The sequence below is a fragment of the Bacillus cereus group sp. BfR-BA-01380 genome, assembly GCF_022663535.1.
Taxonomy (GTDB): domain Bacteria; phylum Bacillota; class Bacilli; order Bacillales; family Bacillaceae_G; genus Bacillus_A; species Bacillus_A cereus_BB.
Genome location: NZ_JAKUFS010000044.1, coordinates 1 through 19,301 on the forward strand (window position 1 = coordinate 1; position 19,301 = coordinate 19,301).

Consider the following 19,301-nt stretch of genomic DNA (forward strand, 5'->3'; position numbering starts at 1 on the left):
ACTATTTGCTCAAGAAATTCAAAGTTTCTTATCCCCAAATATCTTACGAAATCTTGCTAGAGATGTTGGTTTTGTACAGCGAACCAGTAAGTACCAAGCAAAGGATTTAGTCGCTTTATGTGTATGGATGAGCCAAAATGTCGCTACAACTTCTTTAACTCAGTTATCCAGCTGTTTAGAAACATCAACAGAAGTGCCTGAGGGATTGAATCAACGGTTTAATAAAGCGGCCGTCCAATTTTTGCAACACATATTAGCGGAACTACTAAACCAAAAATTGGCCTCATCTATACCGATTTCTTCTCCATATACTTCTGTTTTTAAGCGTATTCGTATTTTAGATTCAACTGCATTTCGGAAAAAAACCACGTTAAGCAAGTTTCAACACAAAATAGCCGACTTTAACCCCTTTAAGGCTAAATCGGCTGTTTTACATTCAAAACTTAGTTGTTTGTAATATCAAAAGAAAATGTTTCTTTTAGTCCCTTTTTTCCTTCAGAAGTGATTTTTATTGCTCGTGTTTTAGGTAGACGTTGAATCCAATTTAACTCTAATAATTTCTCTAAGACGGCATTTCCTAATGCCCCCGCAAGATGGTGACGCCTCTCGCTCCAATCTAAACATTTGTGAGCAAAAGAACGACGTTTCTTCTTAACTTCTTCAAGATCAATTTGAAAAGTTGCAAAGAATATTTCTCCTTTGTCAGTAACAGTAAACCTGTCTTTTTCTTCATAAATAACACCTAAATGAAATACCAGGAATTAAACCTAATAGAAGACCCGATATACTGGTAGTCAGAAAGGACGGAAAAATTGATCAATATGAGGTTCCAAGTAAAACAGATAACGTGGAAGATTTGCTAGAGAGAATGAAAGATAATCAAAGACTCTTAAAAGATAGAGCTAGAGATATATTTATATTACCACCCAAAAATAGTAAAGGATGGGATAACTAATGAATGAACGATTAACAACATCTATTGTATTATATGGAGAGATTGATTCTTCAGATTCTAAAAAATGGTTGGATTTCTATAATTATATTATTGATTTTACTACCTCATATAATTTAACACCAAATTATATGGGGGCATCTGCAGTGTCTATTAAAAGTAGCAAGATTTCACCTATAAAAAGAATTGAAAAAAAATTATATACATCTATTGAAAATAATGAGGAAATTACATCTGTATCCTTATACAACCTTCCAGATGAATTTGAAATTGCTGCTTTTGACTATAACGCATACATATGTAGAACTAACAGATTAACACCTCCACATATATTAGTTACTTTTTTAAGCGAAGTATTCGATGAAGTTGATCATACAAAATTGATGGAGGACATGAAGGATTTTATAAACTTTGAACACGGTGAAATATTCAAACTATCTAATTTAGAAAGTCCACATATATATGCATCTAGAGCAAATAATCCATCTACATTTAAAACTCTAGAGGTAATTTGCAAATTTTAAACACTAATAAAGCGATATAAAAATAGATGAAAAATATCGCACATAATGAGGACACTGAAAAAGTCATTTAAAAACAAAAAGAAGATAGTTTCCTATTATAGTAGGAATTATCTTCTTTTTTAGAAGTCTAAAAACTGAATATTCTATTTTTAATCGAAAAATAATTAATCTATTTTTATCCGAATTATGTTTAATGTTTAATCAACTTTATATTCATCGCTTTATTCTCTTCTTGTTTCTCCACACAAACATGTTGTTCACTATAATTTTTTTGCAAGTGACTTTCTTCATTTTCTGCTAGTTGCCCTGCATGTAGCAGTGAAAAAATAATTAATGCTTCTAGTGACATATAGATAACTCCCTCTTTTCTATCACTTATGATGCTTACAGCATACATGCTTGTTATGAACTTGAAGTGAACATACGGAAAATTTTCAAACAAAAGACTTCGGTATGATTACACCGAAGCCCTTTGTTTATTTCTATATAGCCATTTTAATTTTTCAACATATAAAGTGAAACTATAATCAGTGGGGGTTTTCTTCATCCCCCACTGATTATCAGCCCTCACCAATCGGGCTTTTACGGGCAGTTTATCTCCCACCTAACTTCTTAAGAAAAGCGGAAGCGGCTCGTTCAGAATCGCAGGACGCCCACGCCCCTGACAGAGAGGCGCTTTTTGCCTCGTCCGAGGGGGCGAAACGGCCGGAGATTCTAGCCGCTAGAGCTGGACAACAAAGAAATGTGGAAGTGGCTCGTCCAGAATGTGAGGGGGATGGAGCTTCTGACGTAGAGGTGTTTTTTACCTCGTAGGAAGAAGCGAAGCCACCGAACATTCTAGCCACTGGAACTGGACAATGCTTTCGACGAATTTTGAGGTGGGAGTATTACTGCCCACAAATAGCGGGATAAATCGCAGCTACGGAAAATACACCATGACCGCTACTTGCTTGCTCCTTTTGTTTTAAACCTTGTATGTGGCAGGAAAAGGTCCTGACCGTTTCTATGCGCAGCCAGATGCTCTTATCCCCCCTAAAAAGAAGGGCGTTTTTATGTCGTTTTTTTAATATATATATTCTTACGCTATTTCTTTACGTTTTTCACCTAAAGAGTAGTTCGCAACTTTTGTAATTGAGCTGTTCGCAACGAAGTAAATCTCACCGGTTTCTGCAACGAGCTGCGTCGTACGAAGCCCTACTTCTTCGATGGTACCGTCAATATCATTAATTTTCACTTTATCGCCAACTGAAAATTGATCTTCAAAAATAATGAAGAATCCCGTTACAATGTCTTTTACTAAATTTTGTGCCCCAAAACCAATTGCTAAACCAGCAACACTCACCCCAGCAAGAAGCGCTTTAATATCAATTCCTACTGTTTCTAAAACCGTCATAATGACCATGAAATACACAACATAATGAACAATATTTTGACAAAGCTTCGTTAATGTCGCTTCACGTCTTTCATTTGTACGTACAGGCGCTTTGCTGCTCATCTTAAATATTTGTTCAATTCCTACAGAAGCTACGCGAATAATCACTTTTGCCACAATAAAAATAACAATAATTTTCAGGATGGTTTCCCCAAAGCTAATTAATTTATCCGGATTTAAAATATACTCATCTAAAATTTTCTGAATATCCAAAATGTTTACTCCTCTCCTTTAAAATGCAAAAAGCGTAAGAATTCTTACGCTTTTTGGCATGTTAGTAACGTATTAAGAAATATTTTTTCTTACCGCGGCGAATGATTGTAAATTTACCTTCAATGCGGTCTTTTTCTGTTACCATGTAGTCTAACCCTTGTGTACGTTCACCATTTACATAAACCGCACCATTTGTAATATCTTCGCGAGCTTGACGTTTTGACGGTGAAATTTTACTTTCCACAAGTACATCCACTAACAATGCATCATCTACACTACGCTCTACAGATGGTACATCCTTAAAGCCTTGCTCAATTTCCGCTGCTGTTAATTCTGCAACAGAACCGCTAAATAATGCTGCTGAAATTTTAATTGCTTGCTCTAATGCTCCTTCGCCGTGAACAAGTTTTGTCATTTCAGAAGCTAATGCTTTTTGTGCTTCACGCTTTTCAGGTGCTTCTGCAACTTGTTTTTCTAACTCAAGAATCTCTTCATGAGATAAGAATGTAAAGTATTTTAAGTATTTCACAACATCGCGATCATCTGTGTTAATCCAGAATTGGTAGAACTCGTAAGGCGTTGTTTTTTCTGGGTCTAACCAAACCGCACCGCCTTCTGTTTTCCCAAACTTCGTACCGTCAGATTTCGTTACAAGCGGTACAGTTAAGCCGAATGCTTTCGCATCTTCTTCTGATTTACGGATTAATTCTAAACCAGCTGTAATGTTACCCCATTGGTCACTACCACCGATTTGTAATCTACAACCGTGCGTTTGGTATAAGTTTAAGAAATCGTATGATTGTAAAATCATGTAGCTAAACTCAGTGAATGAGATACCTGTTTCTAAACGAGATGCAACTGTATCTTTCGCTAACATGTAGTTTAAACCAAAGTTTTTACCGATATCGCGTAAGAATGTAATTAAATCTAAAGAACCAATCCAATCGTAGTTGTTTGCGATCGTTGCTGGATTACCTTCTTTATTGAAGTCTAAAAAGCTAGAAAGCTGCTCTTTAATACGCTCACTGAAAAAGGCAACTGTTTCTTTTTCATTTAATGTACGTTCTGCTTTCTTACCACTTGGATCACCAATTAAACCTGTAGCTCCGCCAACAAGTGCGATTGGCTGATGTCCTGCTTGTTGGAAACGACGTAGTATTAAAATTGGCAGCATATGACCAATATGTAAACTATCAGCTGTTGGGTCAAAACCGCAATATAATTTCACACTTTCTTTCTCTAATAGTTCTTGTAAACCTTCTGCATCCGTTTGTTGATTAATTAGGCCACGAAACTCAAGATCTTGTAAAATATTCATCCTATTCACTCCTTTAAAAATAGCTTGTGCGCGGAATTTAAAAACATAAAAAAATCGCCCCTTCAATAAGGGACGATTTTAATCATCGCGTTACCACCCTAGTTGCAGGTAAAAAAACCTGCCACCTCATTCACATAACGGCTCAGCACCGTCTTTCCCCTTTCGGATGAAATCCAATCGAAGAAAGATGCTCCAGGGTCGTAATTCGCGATCATTTATGTGCTGATTTTCACCGACCATCAGCTCTCTAAAACAGGGAAATGATCACTACTGTTCCCTTTCCACGCTCGATTATTTATATACTTCTTTTTATAACATCATTTGTATATGCCTGTCAAATGCAGCCCAAAATTTCTCGGTTGCGATTTCGTTATATCATTTTTGTAACTACTCAGCCATACATTTCATTTAGAAGTTTGGTAAGGGGTATGATTCCAGTGAAAATACACTTACCTATAGAAAGTTAGTTTCATTTTTCAGCATATAGATTGCTGCCATGAAGATAAAGTGAAACTTCCTTTCATGGACGCTTTTCCCATGAAAGGTTAGTTGAACCAATCGGGCTTTTACGGGCAGTTATCTTCGCTGCTCTTCCCTGCCTTTACTGCCCGTTAATGCGGGATACAAATGGACCTGCATCTTGCTGCCTTTCTTTGTTTTAAAACTTTGCGCGTGGCAGGAAAAGGCCCTGACCGCTCCTATACATAGCCAGTCTCTCTCGACCATTTTAAAAAATGCTTTTCTGTCAGTTTTTCATAGAGTGGCTAAGTATATTGTAAGTAAAGAAAGGAGCGGAACACCGGCTAACAATGATATGTGAAACACAATTGATAAATCATTACCAATTGTCGCTTCAACAGGATCTTTGGCCGGAGACGCAAGAAAATGTAAAAAACGATCTCCCAGATTAACGTTTTGCGGAAAATCAGGAACCTCTACATGATCACTATCTAAATGCTGTTTCAATCTATATTCTTTATCAAAGGGATTTTCGGTCAATTTCATCCACCTCCAGCAATTGTTTCAATTTCTTCATGCCATGATAAAGCCTCGATTTCACCGTTCCTACAGGAATATCAAGTACCTCTGCGATTTCCTTTTGTGTCATATCATGATAATAAGAAAGAAGAAGAACCGCTCGCTGGTCTTCTGGAACCTTCAAAATCGCCTCTCTCACTGTAAGACGGTCTTCTTGCGAAAATTCCTTCTCTTGAATCGGTACAAGAAATGGTATAAGTGAACGCCATTTCTTTCTTCGATTCAGTTTATTAATCATAAGCCGATACCCAATTTGAAACAGATACGTTTTAATCTTTCCTTTTTCAATCTCATACATATGTTTCTTCCGTTCTAACGTCAAAAACGTATCTTGAACGAGGTCTATGCTCAGCTGTTCATCACGGTTAAAACGATATAAAAATGTATATAACGCCGGTTTGATTAAGATATATAATTTTTCTGCTGCCCGCTCATCCCCATTTTGATACGCAAGCATGAGTTCTTCCTCAATCCCAATTTGCGCCATGTTTTTTGATCTCCTTTATCCCCTTTAGCGTTAAAGAGATTCGGATAATTAAATATATACTTGCAACTAATGTCCAAACCGGCGCTTGATTCGAAAAAAATTGCACATATGGATTTTGAACTGTTAATCCGCTTGAAACTAGAATACTTAACACCTGTACACATATACAGGCGTATACTGCAATACAGACGGATATTGTATCAAATACATTCCAGCGAAAATAAACTTTTGTTTTTGTAAAATCGATTTTGTTCCCAGCTTTTCTCACGATATATTTCTTATCAAACGGGATAAGGATTGAAAATATAATAATCATCATACATGCTAACGTAATCATTGAAACTTTAAACCCTATCGCTATAGGCATAAGCGTGCCTGTAGCAAATACGATTATAATACTGATCAAAATTAATAAAAGCGTCCATTTATTTGACATATAAAGTGCCCCCTAATTTATTTTTCATAAACTTATACAAATACTGGAGGCAAATGGTTCAAAATTTATTTTATTTTTGTAACTACTCAGCCATACAATTTACTTTTTAGCATATAGATTGCTGCCATGGAGAAACAAATGGCCATGCCCCTTGCTACCTTTCTTTGTTTTAAACATTGCACGTGGCAGAAATAGGCCCTGACCGCTCCTATGCACAGCCAGTATCTCTCGCCCATTTAAAAAAATGCTTTTCTGCCTTTTTTTCATAGAATGACTGAGTAGTTACTAAAAGTGACTATGGTCGTTTTTCCAACGCTAATTTAATCCCAAATGCCAAAAGTACAAAACCGCTTATCCCTTGAATAGCCCGCTCTGTAGACGGCTTTTTCATCCATGTACGAATTGCATTGATTAAATAAATATAGAGTATAAACCATAGAAAGGTTAAAACTGTATATGTCATTCCCATAATAAAAAGTTGAAAAAACGTATTCCCATTATGCTGTATAAATTGCGGTAAAAACGTTAGAAAGAAAATAGCTACTTTTGGATTTAACAAATTGGTAAGAAAACCTTGGCGGAAGCAAGAAGCACCTTGATACTTATTTTCAACTGTAATATCCTCTGTTTGTTTTCCTTTCTTCCGTAAAGACCATAATGACACACATCCTAAATAAATAAGATAAATAGCACCAATATACTTAAAAATAGAAAATAAAAATGCCGATTTAACAAGAATTGCAGAAATCCCAAGTACAGCTGCTAACGTATGAATACTTAAACCGCATAAAATACCAAAAACAGTTTTCATTCCACCTTGTTTCCCATGCAGTATTGTATTCTGAGTTACTAATCCCGTATCAGGTCCTGGCAAAATAATAAGAAAAATTGACATAGCAACAAAAAGATAAAATTGCGTCACTAACATCCCTCCAAAAGATTAAATCTTTTCTTTATCCCGCATTAACGGGCAGTAATACTCCCACCTCAAAATTCAACGAAAGCAAAGAAGTTAGGCGGGAGATAAACTGCCCGTAAAAGCCCGATTGGTGAGGGCTAATAATCAGTGGACCCCCTATCACTTTATACCATTGTATTAACCTTCTTGCATGCTCTGCTGCATTTTAAAGTTATATGTAACGCTGAACAATTTGAACACAATTTCACTATACGCTAAACAAGAAAGGTCTGAACCAAGTGTAGTTCAGACCTTTCTTGTTTAATCTTCCATCGTAGACAAGTCACCTGTTGGTAAGTTTAACTCCCATGCCTTTAATACACGACGCATAATTTTACCGCTTCTCGTTTTCGGTAATTTATCTCGGAATTCAATTTGTCTCGGCGCTGCATGAGCAGCTAGTCCTTTTTTCACAAATTGACGAATTTCTTCTTTTAATTCTTCAGATGATTCGTAACCTGCGCGCAGTGCGATAAACGCTTTAATAATTTCTCCGCGCACCGGATCCGGAATACCAATTACACCAGCTTCAGCGACAGCAGGGTGCTCGATTAATTTACTTTCTACTTCAAATGGTCCAACGCGCTCACCTGACGTCATAATAACATCATCAATACGCCCTTGGAACCAGAAGTAGCCATCTTCATCCATATACGCAGAGTCACCTGACACATACCAGTCCCCTGGCATAAAATAAGACTCATATTTTTGTGGGTTATTCCAAACAGCACGCATCATCGATGGCCAGCCTTTTCCAATCGCTAAGTTCCCCATTGTGTATGGCGGTAATTCGTTTCCTTCATTATCAACGATTGCTGCCTTCACGCCTGGAATTGCTTTTCCCATTGACCCTGGACGAATTTCCATACAAGGATAGTTACAGATAACTTGTCCTCCTGTTTCAGTCATCCACCACGTATCATGAATGCGAAGATGGAACACTTTCATCGCCCAGCGAATTACTTCTGGGTTTAACGGTTCCCCAACACTCAAAATATGACGAAGAGCTGATAAATCATACTTCTTCAGCGTATCGTCACCAGCACCCATTAACATACGAAATGCTGTCGGAGCGCTATACCAAACTGTTACACCATAATCTTGAAGCGTTTCATACCAAGCGTCCGGGCTAAAGCGTCCCCCTAAAACGACGTTAGAAGCTCCGACTAGCCAAGGCGCAAAAATACCATATGCTGTTCCAGTTACCCAGCCTGGATCGGCTGTGCACCAATACACATCATCTTCTTTTAAGTCCAGCACCCATTTTGCTGTTTGATAATGCTGCACCATTGCATTTTGAACATGCAGCACACCTTTTGGTTTCCCTGTTGAACCAGATGTATAATGTAAAATGAGCCCATCTTCTCTTCCAAGCCATTCAATTTTCAGCTTATTAGAAGCTTGTTCAAAAAGTGGATTAAATGCTACAATTTTACCGCCCTCTTCTACACCTTCCCCAACAACAAATACTGTTTTTAATGCTGGTAAATCATTAAAAGGTATACGTTCTAACAATTCTGGTGTTGTTACAAGCACCTTTGCTTCACTATCCACCAGGCGGTCACATACAGCCGCTTCCATAAAAGCTTCAAATAATGGGCCAACGATTGCTCCAAGCTTTGTGGCACCAAGTAAAGTAAAATACAATTCCGGTGAACGAGGCATAAAAATAAAGACGCGATCGCCTTTTTCGACATCCCCATAATTTTTCAAGACATTTCCTGCTTTATTCGACAATTCCTTCATTTCTTTAAATGTATATTTCTCTTTTCTCACACCATCTTGATAATACAATGCTACTTTATTTTTCCGGTGGGATTTGGCATGTCGATCAATGGCCTCATAAGCCATATTTACTCGCCCAGTTTCATGCCAAGAAAAATTTTGATTAACTTCTTCCCAATTAAAATTTCGATATGTTTCATCATAATTTAACAAATTATTTTCCCCTTGAATAACTGGAAGTATTTCTATTTTCATTCTTTACATCCCCCTTCTATGTACCGTATAAGTCTATTATAAAGATATTTTTTATAATTTTCAGTATTTTTTAATGATTTCAGACAAATTTTTACTGACAAATTTCGATTCACATCGCATACTGAGTACAGTAGTATGAAAATAGATAGTAGATTCACAAAGTTCTGAAGGTGGTGAGCCTAAAATTGATTCATAGTAAAGTTTACAATGCAAGAAATTTAAAAGCACCAAAAGGAACCTTAATTATTGAAGGTCCTGTCCAGACACATAATTTAGAAACGTATGAGTTTCATCCTGATTTAGTTGCCTTTCGACCTGCGGCTCAGCAATATAAAGCAATTGTCGAGATTTCTAAGTTACCAGAAGCTCGGATTATTATTGCTCGTCATGAACATACAATTGTTGGCTATGTAACATATTTATATCCAGATCCTCTTGAACGATGGTCTGAAGGAAACATGAAGAATTTAATTGAGCTTGGTGCAATTGAAGTTGTTCCTGATTTTCGTGGCTGCGCTGTTGGAAAAAACTTATTAGAAGTTTCTATGATGGATGATCATATGGAAGACTATATTATTTTAACAACTGAATATTATTGGCACTGGGATTTAAATCAAACCGGGCTCAATGTCTGGGAATATCGAAAAGTAATGGAGAAGATGATGAATGCTGGTGGGCTGGAGTGGATGGCAACAGATGATCCTGAAATTTGTTCACATCCAGCGAACTGCTTAATGGTTCGTATTGGAAAACGCGTTGATGCATCATCCATTCAACAATTTGACCGCTTACGCTTCAAAAATCGTTTCATGTACTAAAAAGGGGGGATTACATCATGATCGTTGAAGAAATCATGAATCAAAATGTAATAACGCTGCGCCCAACCGACACGATTGAAACAGCCTTAAGAACATTAGCAGCACATAGCATTCGGCACATTCCAGTTGTAAATGAAAAATATGAAGTTGTCGGCATTATTTCCGACCGTGACGTTCGCGATGCGAGTCCGTCCATTCTTGATGAACACGTTTCAAAGGATGCTCTTAAAGAGCCGATTGAACGTATCATGAAGCAGCCTGTTATGACATGTCACCCTCTTGATTTCGTTGAAGAAATTGCCACGTTATTTTTTGAAAATAAAATTGGCTGTCTTCCTGTTACAAAGGGCGGTAAACTTGTCGGCATTATTTCGGAATCAACAGTATTACATACACTCGTCAAATTAACAGGCGCTCATCAACCAAGTTCACAAATTGAAATTCAAGTAAAAAATGAACCTGGTATTCTCGGAAAAGCTGTTGCTGTTTTCAGTGAACTGAAAATTAACATCGTGAGCGTTCTCGTCTATCCAGCAAAAGAAGAGAGCGACAAAGTTCTTGTTTTCCGCATTCAAACAATGAATCCTCTTAAAGCAATTGAAGAGCTAGAACAAAAAGGCTACCATGTTTTATGGCCAAATATTGCGGGGATGGGAACATGAAAAATGTATTCATTTACTCAGAAGATTATCAGGGCTATTCCTTTAGCCCTGATCACCCTTTTAATCAGCTTCGTGTAAAGCTGACGTATGATTTACTGCAAAAAGGTGGATTCATACATCCTTCACAGATCATTCCGCCACGAATGGCAACAGATGAAGAAATTGCTTTCATTCATACAGAGGAGTACATAAATGCGGTAAAACGTGCTGGAGAAGGAACGCTAGAAAAATCAATCGCAATGTCCTACGGTCTTGGAACAGAAGATACGCCAATGTTTGCCAATATGCATGAAGCAAGCGCCCTTCTTGTTGGAGGGACATTAACTGCAGTTGATGCAATCCTTGAAGGAAAAGCAGAACATGCTCTAAATTTAGGAGGCGGCTTACATCACGGCTTTCGAGGCAAAGCATCTGGCTTTTGTATTTATAATGACAGCTCAATTGCCATTAAATATATGCAACAAAAATACGGCCTTCGTGTTTTATACATTGATACAGACGCTCATCATGGTGATGGTGTGCAGTGGTCCTTTTATGACGATCCTAACGTATGTACAATTTCCTTGCATGAAACAGGGCGTTACTTATTTCCAGGAACAGGGGCTGTAAATGAACGTGGTCAAGGGAATGGATATAGCTATTCTTTTAACGTTCCCCTTGATGCTTTTACAGAAGATGATTCATTTATCCATGCATATCGCACCGTTATTCGCGAAGTCGCTGACTATTTCAAACCAGATATTATTTTAACGCAAAACGGAGCTGATGCTCATTACTACGATCCTCTCACACATCTTTGTTCAACGATACAAATTTACCGTGAAATTCCAAAGCTTGCCCATGAAATTGCTCATGAATATTGCAATGGCCGCTGGATTGCAGTCGGTGGTGGCGGCTACGATATATGGCGCGTCGTCCCAAGAGCTTGGGCGCTCATTTGGCTCGAAATGAACAACATCCAAAACATCTCAGGACATCTCCCACCAGAATGGATTGAAGCTTGGAAAGGACAAGCTAAGACAACTCTCCCACTCACCTGGGAAGACCCAGACAACATGTATAAACCAATTCCACGCAAACAAGAAATTGAAGAGAAAAACGAATTAACTGTAGCAAAGTGCCTTGAAATAATTCGGAATAATACGAAAAAGGTATTGTATTAAAAATGGGAGGAATTCTTCCCATTCTAAATTTATACAAGTTAAAAAAACAACATAAAAACCCCCTTTCCTTTTAGGGGGGACGAGAGCAGCTGGCCGTGCTTAGGAGCGGTCAGGGCCTTTGCCTGCCACATGCGGAGTTTAAAACAAAGGGAGAAAGCAAGTAGCAGGCATGTTTTGTCTGTATAGCAGCGACTTATATGTTGAAAAACTGACATAGAAACCCCTTTCTTTTTAAGTGGACGAAAGCAGCTGGCCGTGCTTAGGAGCGGTCAGGGCCTTTGCCTGCCACATGCAAAGTTTAAAACAAAAGGAGATATGTTCATGTGGAAACAGCAATTTATCCATACAGACCGCGGAACTTTTGAACTATTTACAAAAGGACATGGAGAGCCGCTCTGTATTACACACCTTTACTCACAATTCAATGAAACGGGCGACTATTTTGCCGACAGCTTCACATCCTTACATCAAGTTATATTAATTAATTTAAAAGATGCAGGCAATTCCGTAACTGCTTGTAAAGAAGAAGAGTTAAGCATGAAAGAAACCATTCAAGATTTAGAAGCCATTCGAGAAGCGCTGCACATTTCATCATGGCATTTTGCAGGGCATTCTACCGGCGGCATGCTTGGACTTTTGTATGCTATAAACTATCCACAGTCATTACAATCGTTAGTAGTCGTTGGCGCTGCTGCTAGTGACTATACAAAAATGAAAGACTGCATTTATCATCCAGAACACCCGCAATTCGCATACATGCAGCAGCTTATTGAAGATTTGAAATTGCCGTATCTTACGAAAGAAGAAAGAACTGCTTTATCAACCGAGCGTACAAAGCTATCCTTATACAAGCCAGAACAATATGAAACATACTTCTCAAAACCAATTTATAAAACGATGGCCGCAAGCCGTATGAACTATTTTGCAAAAGAATTTCGCAGTTTTGATGTAAGTGAACAACTTGCTAACGTAACAACAAAAACATTAATCATTTGCGGAAAACATGACGTACAATGTCCAGTTGCATCTTCATTACAAATACATGAAGGAATACGAAATTCCTCCTTTATTCCATTTGAACACAGCAATCATTATCCATTTTTAGAAGAGCAAGAGAAATTTTCATCTGTGATTACAGCGTTTTATCCCGCATTAACGGGCAGTAATACTCCCACCTCAAAATTCGGTGAAGACATTGTCCAGCTCTAGCGGCTAGAATCTCCGGCCGTTTCACCCCCTCGGACGAGGCGAAAAGCGCCTCTCTGTCAGGGGCGTGGGCGTCCTGCGATTCTGAACGAGCCGCTTCCGCTTTTCTTAAGAAGTTAGGTGGGAGATAAACTGCCCGTAAAAGCCCGATTGGTTCAACTAATAATCAGTGGGGGATGAAGAAAACCCCCACTGATTAAAGTTTCACTTTATCATTCGTTGAAGGAAGGCAGTGAACATCTATAATGCTTCAAAATGGAACTACTTACATAACAGTGAATCACATTCGGCACTGGTGTAAAATTGCTGGTGCAGAACATAAAACAATACCAATTATCGTTGTTCACGGCGGACCATGTGGAAATCATTATGTATTTGAACGAACAATTGGTCCAAAACTATAGGAATTTGCAATGACAATTAAAGAGTTTCTCTGCTTGTGAAGAAATAAAAAAGCTGCATATACCTCCGAATCTAGTAATTCAAAAATCTCCTTGTTATTTCATATCTTCACTACAAATTTATAACAAAAAAAGGAAAACGCGTTTAGTTTTCTGAATTTATTTTTATTCTCTTCTACCCTTTATTTCTATCTTAACTTTATATAGAATGTGTTGATAGGAATAATAAAATTCATAGTGAGTCGTGGAAAGGGTGGAATGATAAATGTGGGACGAGTTTAAAAAGTTCGCTTTAAAAGGAAACGTTATGGATTTAGCTGTCGGGGTTGTAATTGGGAGCGCATTTGGTAAAATTGTTTCTTCATTAGTAACTGATGTTATTATGCCATTGGTCGGAATTTTACTAGGTGGTATTGATTTGACAGGTCTTGCTTATCCAGTAGGTAAAGCTACATTAAAATACGGCGTATTCATTCAAACGATTGTTGACTTCTTCATCATCGCATTCTCTATCTTCTTATTTATTAAACTATTTAATAAGCTAACATTCAAAAAAGAAGAAGAAAAGAAAGAAGAAGTACCAGCACCAACAAAAGAAGAAGTACTTCTTACAGAAATTCGCGATTTATTAAAACAACAAAACGCATCAAGAGATAATGCATAATAAAATAGATGAAGAGAGCAGGTGTTATATGCCTGCTCTCTTTTTTATAACGTTTCTGAGTTTGTATGAATAAACAAGATAATTCCTGCAACAAGTAAAATAATGATAGCGCCTACAAATAATGTAGTAGAAAAAAATACAAGCTTCTCATGTACTTGTTCTCCAGCGCTTTCAAAAAAAATGGAAGCAACATATGTGATTAGGGCTATTCCTGCCAAAGTACTACCAGGAATAAATCGTCTTATACCACTCTGTTTTAATGTCATATAAGCAAATAGAGCCGTCGCGCAAAGTGTAATTCCCCAAAGAATGATCATTTCATTTCCCCCTCACATAGCTTTTAATATCATTATACATTAGAAATAGTGGTAAAGGGAAACTCCCATTAGAGAAGCGGTTTATTAAAAAAAGGGATTTTTTATAGAACAACAGAAATATGTAAAGAAAAAACAATAGGGGCTGAAACAATTTGAACGACTTATTCATAATAGACTGCGGAGAAATATTACTACGAGAATATAGGATTGACGATGCTGATGCTATATATGAACTCACCTCACAACCTGAAGTTTATGAGTTCTTACCAGATTTCAAAACAACAAGAGAACAGCGTTTAGATTGGGTAACAAATTATGAAATACCATCAAATAAGGCATTTTTAGCATCGGTACCTAATATCGACAAGCAAACTTATTTGAGATTGGCAATCATATTAAAAGAAACTGGTAAGTTTATTGGGTTTTGTATGACTGGAATAAAAGAAGAATTGCCTGCTCCTAATAGAGAGATTGCTTATGCCATTTCAAAACATTATAGGAATAAAGGATATACGACAAAAGCAGCAAAAGGATTGATCAACTATTTGTTTGAAAAAACGAATGTCGAGCTTCTAAATGCCGTTGCTCTAATACAAAACGTAAGCTCAAATAGAGTGATTCAAAAAAGCGGATTTGCATTTGTAGGGGAAATTGAAATTGAAAATCAAAAATATTTCCACTACACTCTTCATAAGAGTGAATGGCAAGGCAATAAAGAAGCACAAACGTTATCTGCATTTTAATTTGTTATTGGGTTAACAAAATCAACTCAATAACAAAAGAGATGCTCAGAGTATAAAAATCCTGAGCATCTTTGTCAGTAGTTCGTATATTCCCACGAGTTTTTTATCCCGCATTAACGAGCAGTAAGCCCCAAACTGATGGAAATTTACTTCGTTGAATTTCTAAATTGAATACGGTGCGGTAAAATAACTGTATGATCTTCCACCGTTTCTTTGTTCATATATTTTGTTAATAGGCGCATTGCAACTGCTCCGATATCATACATTGGTTGTACAACTGTTGAAAGCTGTGGGCGTACCATAAGGGCAAGGCGCGTATTGTCAAAACCAAGTACTTCTAAATCATTTGGTACGTTTAAACCTTTATCTTGCGCTGCGTGAATTACACCTAGTGCCATTTCATCCGAAGATACGAATACAGCTGTTGGTTTTTCAGCAAGTTCCCATAGTTTGTCTAATGCCTCCATACCAGAATCGTATGTGTAGTCACCATCCACAACAAGCTCTTCATCATAAGCGATACCTGCTTCTTCTAATGCTCGTTTGTAACCTTGTAATTTTTTCGCGCTCCCCGCTTTATCAACGTAAGGGCCAGATACGAAAGCAATTCTTGTATGACCTTTCTCTAAGAAATGTTTCATTGCATCGTATGCCGCTTGTGTGTAATCGATATTTACGGACGGTGTAATATTTTGCTCATCAAACGATGCCGCAAGTACGATTGGAACAGGAGATTTTTTAAATTCTTCTACGTGGGCCTCTGTAATATCTTCTCCCATAAATACGATACCATCTACTTGTTTCCCAAGCATTGTATTTAATAAATGGAATTCTTTCTCTTTATTTTGGTCAGAGTTACTTAAAATAATATTATATTTGTACATTGTTGCGATATCTTCAATACCGCGTGCAAGTTCTGCATAAAACGTGTTAGAGATATCTGGAATAATAACCCCAACTGTTGTTGTTTTCTTACTTGCTAATCCGCGTGCTACTGCATTTGGACGGTAACCAAGACGCTCAATCGCCTCTAATACCTTCTTTCTTGTTGTTGGTTTTACATTGGGATTGCCATTCACAACACGTGATACTGTTGCCATTGAGACATTTGCTTCGCGCGCTACATCATATATTGTTACGTTCATCTTTTCACACACTCCTTTATAAAATTCATCTATATAATATGTATCAGTTAACTTGTATGAAAAAAAGACATCCACTCTACTTAAAGATGTCACTTCCGAGCCCTTTTACTAATGATACGATACAAATAAGGATTGAGACAATATTTTCCCGAAAAAGTTTCGAAAAAATTCGTTCCTTTTCTTATATTTTCATATTTTTAATATAAAAATACCTATTTTCTAGAAAAAAATCTATGCAGCACACAGCTACATAGATTTTCGAAGCCATTATCCTGCTATCTGTGGACAGTAACCCAGCTGATCTTACTATCTCATCCGGAATGCTTTTAATTCATTCATAAATGCATTGAACTCTGGAATATCCATTTGTTGCGCTGAATCAGAAAGTGCTACAGCTGGATCAGGATGCACTTCTGCCATAATTGCATCTGCACCGATTGCCATTGCCGCTTTTGCAGTTGGCAACAATAAATCACGGCGCCCTGTTGAATGTGTTACATCAACAACAACTGGCAAGTGCGTTTCTTTCTTCAAAATTGGTACAGCAGAAATATCTAACGTATTTCGCGTTGCTTTCTCATACGTACGAATACCGCGCTCACATAAAATAATATCGCCATTTCCTTGTGCAATAATATATTCTGCCGCATACATAAACTCTTCAATTGTTGCGGATAATCCTCGTTTTAATAATACCGGCTTATTCACAGAACCAGCTGCTTTTAACAGCTCGAAGTTTTGCATATTACGTGCACCAATTTGAATAACATCTACGTAATCAAGCGCCATTTCAATATCATTTGGATTTAAAATTTCACTAATTACAGCTAAATCATACTCATTTGCTACTTGGCGTAAAATTTTTAACCCTTCAACACCAAGACCTTGGAAATCATATGGTGATGTACGTGGTTTAAATGCTCCGCCGCGCATAAGTTTTAAGCCTTGTTCTTTCATTACCTGAGCTACTTGGCGAACTTGCTCATAGCTTTCGACTGCACATGGTCCCATAATAAAATGCGCATTGCCATCACCAATTTTTTCACCTTTAATGTCAACAATCGTATCATCTGACTTTTTCTTACGGGATACAAGAAGGGCCTTACGATGATCATCTTCTTGCAGCTCTAACCCTGTTTTAAAAATTTGTTTAAATAAATGTTGAAGCGTTGATGTTTCAAATGGCCCATCATTATTTTCTGCAATTAAATCGAGCATTTTGCGTTCACGTACTGGATCAAAACGTTTCACACCTTGTACTTCTTTTAACTTGCCGACTTCTTGTACAAGACGACCGCGTTCATTTAGTAACTTTAAAATTTGTAAGTTCATTTCATCAATTTGAGAACGTAACCGCTCTAACTCCTGTGATGCCATAATAAAGCCACCTCTTTCAAGTTTTATATGTATACGAACAAACAGATATAAATATCATTCATAAGATAATTTATTATATATGATACATATGCAGATGTCACTTCATACACATCGCATGAGACTGCGTGTGGAATCGTTATTTTTTCTTCATTTAATTGTAAAATATATATCCCGTCAATATTATTTTCAGAAAATAAAAAAAGCAAGCGCATTTGCTTGCTTTTCCTTATTTTATATTTTCTTTTAATGCTTGCTTTGTAATGTTCCAATGTGATGCATGCCAGAGCACTTTACCATCTTTTATGTATAATACTTGCGGCGATTCATGTCGAATTCCAAAGTGCTCAGCAATTTTATTGGAAACAGGACGTGCATCTTGTACATATAAATAATATGCTGGCACAGCTTGCTCTTCACTAAAGTATTCTTGAAACGCTGTGAAACCACCGTGACTAATTGGACATGTTGTACTATGTTTAAACAAGATATATGGCTCTTTACTTGCTGTGATTTCTTCAAACTGTTCCATTGTCTCAATCTTTGTCATGCTCATATTATTCACCTCTCATTCGAATCGGAAGCCGTGGTAATTTCTTTTCTTTTTTCGGCTTTTTCTCTGTTCTTTCAAAATTCTCTACTTCATCTTCTTTCTTTTTTGCCCGGAAGCGATTGTACACATCAATGACCGCATTACTCCATTGTACTACTTGCGCTACTTTATCAGCATTGTTTTCTACTTGATGTGCAACAGAATCAGAAACGCCTCGTAATCTTGTGTTTAGTGAATAAATCGTTGTTCCGATTCCCTCTACACCTTCCATTACTTTATTTAGCGACTGTGATTTCTTTTGAATATCATCTGCTAATGCATTTGTTTTATGAAGAAGCTGCTCTGTTTCCACTGAAATGCCCTGCATTTGTTTTTCCAAGCCCTCCATCGTACTTGCTACATTTTCTAACGTTTTTTGAACAGATAATAATGTTCTACATACATATACAACTAACACGGCAAACGCAATTGCGATAATGGCTACACTGACGTATAAAAGAATTTGCATACGAATCACTCCTTTATCTTTTTATGTTTTTTTCTATTATACAATCATTTTCCGTTTCATTCTAATTGTTCCATATTTGACTATGAATTTTACCTTTTATTTAAATCAAATGAACCTTCCTCCCCACTGATGAAAAGCCCGTCCAATTAAGTGTATACCAGTAGTTATCCCCCGCATATCTTCTTTGTTTCCTAATTACATTGAAATGAGAATGCGAGATGAATCCATTTTGATTTTTGAACCTATAAAGTGAAACTTTAATCAGTGGGGGTTTTCTTCATCCCCCACTGATTATCAACCCTCACCAATCGGGCGCATGCCAGCAGTTTATCTCCCACCTAACTTCTTAAGAAAGGCGGAAGCGGCTCGCTCAGAATCGCAGGACGCCCACGCACAGGGCGGAGAGGCG

At 37.3% G+C, this 19,301-nt stretch carries 20 protein-coding genes, 3 pseudogenes and 1 other annotated feature; of the genes and pseudogenes, 9 read left to right on the plus strand and 14 right to left on the minus strand.

The features are described from left to right. Window positions 1-358 (plus strand): annotated as a pseudogene (locus MR076_RS24525) (IS4 family transposase); the annotation flags it as partial. Window positions 359-443: 85 nt separating this feature from the next. Here MR076_RS24525 and MR076_RS24530 read toward each other — a convergent pair. Continuing rightward, a pseudogene (locus MR076_RS24530) lies at window positions 444-743 on the minus strand (transcriptional regulator); the annotation flags it as partial. Between the two features lie 211 nt (window positions 744-954). On the opposite strand from MR076_RS24530, the gene MR076_RS24535 reads away from it, so the two are divergent. After that, window positions 955-1,476 (plus strand): hypothetical protein, encoded by a 522-nt coding sequence (locus tag MR076_RS24535; protein ID WP_242225074.1) that lies wholly within the window; start codon window positions 955-957, stop codon window positions 1,474-1,476. Window positions 1,477-1,666: 190 nt separating this feature from the next. Here the strand turns inward: MR076_RS24535 and MR076_RS24540 are convergent, their stop codons facing one another. The 8 genes from MR076_RS24540 to acsA form a co-directional block, all read right to left on the minus strand. Continuing rightward, window positions 1,667-1,825 (minus strand): transporter, encoded by a 159-nt coding sequence (locus tag MR076_RS24540; protein WP_242225076.1) that lies wholly within the window; start codon window positions 1,823-1,825, stop codon window positions 1,667-1,669. A gap of 729 nt (window positions 1,826-2,554) precedes the next feature. After that, a complete protein-coding gene (locus MR076_RS24545; protein WP_242225077.1) occupies window positions 2,555-3,121 on the minus strand; it encodes a mechanosensitive ion channel family protein in 567 nt (188 codons plus the stop codon). Between the two features lie 61 nt (window positions 3,122-3,182). Beyond that, complete coding sequence (gene tyrS, locus MR076_RS24550) at window positions 3,183-4,439, minus strand: tyrosine--tRNA ligase (RefSeq protein ID WP_242225079.1); 1,257 nt, start codon at window positions 4,437-4,439, stop codon at window positions 3,183-3,185. A gap of 65 nt (window positions 4,440-4,504) precedes the next feature. Beyond that, window positions 4,505-4,732 (minus strand) — a binding site (T-box leader). 460 nt (window positions 4,733-5,192) lie between these two features. Further along, complete coding sequence (locus MR076_RS24555; RefSeq protein ID WP_242225081.1) at window positions 5,193-5,438, minus strand: hypothetical protein; 246 nt, start codon at window positions 5,436-5,438, stop codon at window positions 5,193-5,195. Next, complete coding sequence (locus MR076_RS24560) at window positions 5,419-5,964, minus strand: RNA polymerase sigma factor (protein ID WP_242225083.1); 546 nt, start codon at window positions 5,962-5,964, stop codon at window positions 5,419-5,421. Before MR076_RS24560 ends, MR076_RS24555 begins: the two co-directional genes overlap by 20 nt. Next, window positions 5,945-6,400 carry a hypothetical protein gene (locus tag MR076_RS24565; protein WP_242225085.1) on the minus strand — a complete coding sequence of 152 codons (456 nt, stop codon included), beginning with the start codon at window positions 6,398-6,400 and terminating at the stop codon, window positions 5,945-5,947. Before MR076_RS24565 ends, MR076_RS24560 begins: the two co-directional genes overlap by 20 nt. A gap of 295 nt (window positions 6,401-6,695) precedes the next feature. After that, a complete protein-coding gene (locus MR076_RS24570) occupies window positions 6,696-7,328 on the minus strand; it encodes a LysE family translocator (protein WP_242225087.1) in 633 nt (210 codons plus the stop codon). Window positions 7,329-7,619: 291 nt separating this feature from the next. After that, window positions 7,620-9,338 (minus strand): acetate--CoA ligase, encoded by a 1,719-nt coding sequence (gene acsA, locus MR076_RS24575; RefSeq protein ID WP_242225089.1) that lies wholly within the window; start codon window positions 9,336-9,338, stop codon window positions 7,620-7,622. A 185-nt stretch (window positions 9,339-9,523) separates the two neighbouring features. Here acsA and MR076_RS24580 point away from each other — a divergent pair, with 185 nt between their 5' ends. The 6 genes and pseudogenes from MR076_RS24580 to mscL all read left to right on the plus strand — a co-directional run bounded on the left by MR076_RS24580 (window position 9,524) and on the right by mscL (window position 14,252). Beyond that, window positions 9,524-10,156, plus strand: coding sequence for a GNAT family N-acetyltransferase (locus tag MR076_RS24580; RefSeq protein ID WP_242225090.1), 633 nt, complete (start codon window positions 9,524-9,526; stop codon window positions 10,154-10,156). Window positions 10,157-10,173: 17 nt separating this feature from the next. After that, entirely contained in the window at window positions 10,174-10,818 is a 645-nt protein-coding gene (locus MR076_RS24585; RefSeq protein ID WP_242225092.1) for an acetoin utilization AcuB family protein, read from the plus strand. Continuing rightward, complete coding sequence (locus tag MR076_RS24590) at window positions 10,815-11,981, plus strand: acetoin utilization protein AcuC (protein WP_242225094.1); 1,167 nt, start codon at window positions 10,815-10,817, stop codon at window positions 11,979-11,981. Before MR076_RS24585 ends, MR076_RS24590 begins: the two co-directional genes overlap by 4 nt. Window positions 11,982-12,302: 321 nt before the next feature. Next, window positions 12,303-13,190 (plus strand): alpha/beta fold hydrolase, encoded by an 888-nt coding sequence (locus MR076_RS24595; RefSeq protein WP_242225096.1) that lies wholly within the window; start codon window positions 12,303-12,305, stop codon window positions 13,188-13,190. A gap of 242 nt (window positions 13,191-13,432) precedes the next feature. Continuing rightward, window positions 13,433-13,588: pseudogene (locus MR076_RS24600) on the plus strand (alpha/beta fold hydrolase); the annotation flags it as partial. A 265-nt stretch (window positions 13,589-13,853) separates the two neighbouring features. Continuing rightward, window positions 13,854-14,252, plus strand: a complete 399-nt coding sequence (mscL, locus tag MR076_RS24605; protein WP_242225098.1) for a large conductance mechanosensitive channel protein MscL — start codon at window positions 13,854-13,856, stop codon at window positions 14,250-14,252. Between the two features lie 44 nt (window positions 14,253-14,296). Here mscL and MR076_RS24610 read toward each other — a convergent pair whose 3' ends face one another. Beyond that, window positions 14,297-14,569 (minus strand): DUF3917 domain-containing protein, encoded by a 273-nt coding sequence (locus MR076_RS24610; RefSeq protein ID WP_242225100.1) that lies wholly within the window; start codon window positions 14,567-14,569, stop codon window positions 14,297-14,299. A gap of 152 nt (window positions 14,570-14,721) precedes the next feature. On the opposite strand from MR076_RS24610, the gene MR076_RS24615 reads away from it, so the two are divergent. Then, a complete protein-coding gene (locus MR076_RS24615) occupies window positions 14,722-15,312 on the plus strand; it encodes a GNAT family N-acetyltransferase (protein ID WP_242225102.1) in 591 nt (196 codons plus the stop codon). Between the two features lie 146 nt (window positions 15,313-15,458). On the opposite strand, the gene ccpA is transcribed toward MR076_RS24615, so the two are convergent. From ccpA to MR076_RS24635, 4 genes are all read right to left on the minus strand, one after another. Next, a complete protein-coding gene (gene ccpA, locus MR076_RS24620) occupies window positions 15,459-16,457 on the minus strand; it encodes a catabolite control protein A (protein WP_242225104.1) in 999 nt (332 codons plus the stop codon). Window positions 16,458-16,763: 306 nt separating this feature from the next. Beyond that, a complete protein-coding gene (locus tag MR076_RS24625; protein ID WP_242225106.1) occupies window positions 16,764-17,834 on the minus strand; it encodes a bifunctional 3-deoxy-7-phosphoheptulonate synthase/chorismate mutase in 1,071 nt (356 codons plus the stop codon). Window positions 17,835-18,060: 226 nt separating this feature from the next. Then, window positions 18,061-18,387, minus strand: coding sequence for a bacillithiol system redox-active protein YtxJ (gene ytxJ / locus MR076_RS24630; RefSeq protein WP_242225108.1), 327 nt, complete (start codon window positions 18,385-18,387; stop codon window positions 18,061-18,063). Between the two features lies 1 nt (window position 18,388). Then, window positions 18,389-18,892, minus strand: coding sequence for a DUF948 domain-containing protein (locus MR076_RS24635; protein WP_242225110.1), 504 nt, complete (start codon window positions 18,890-18,892; stop codon window positions 18,389-18,391). Between the last annotated feature and the right edge of the window lie 409 nt (window positions 18,893-19,301).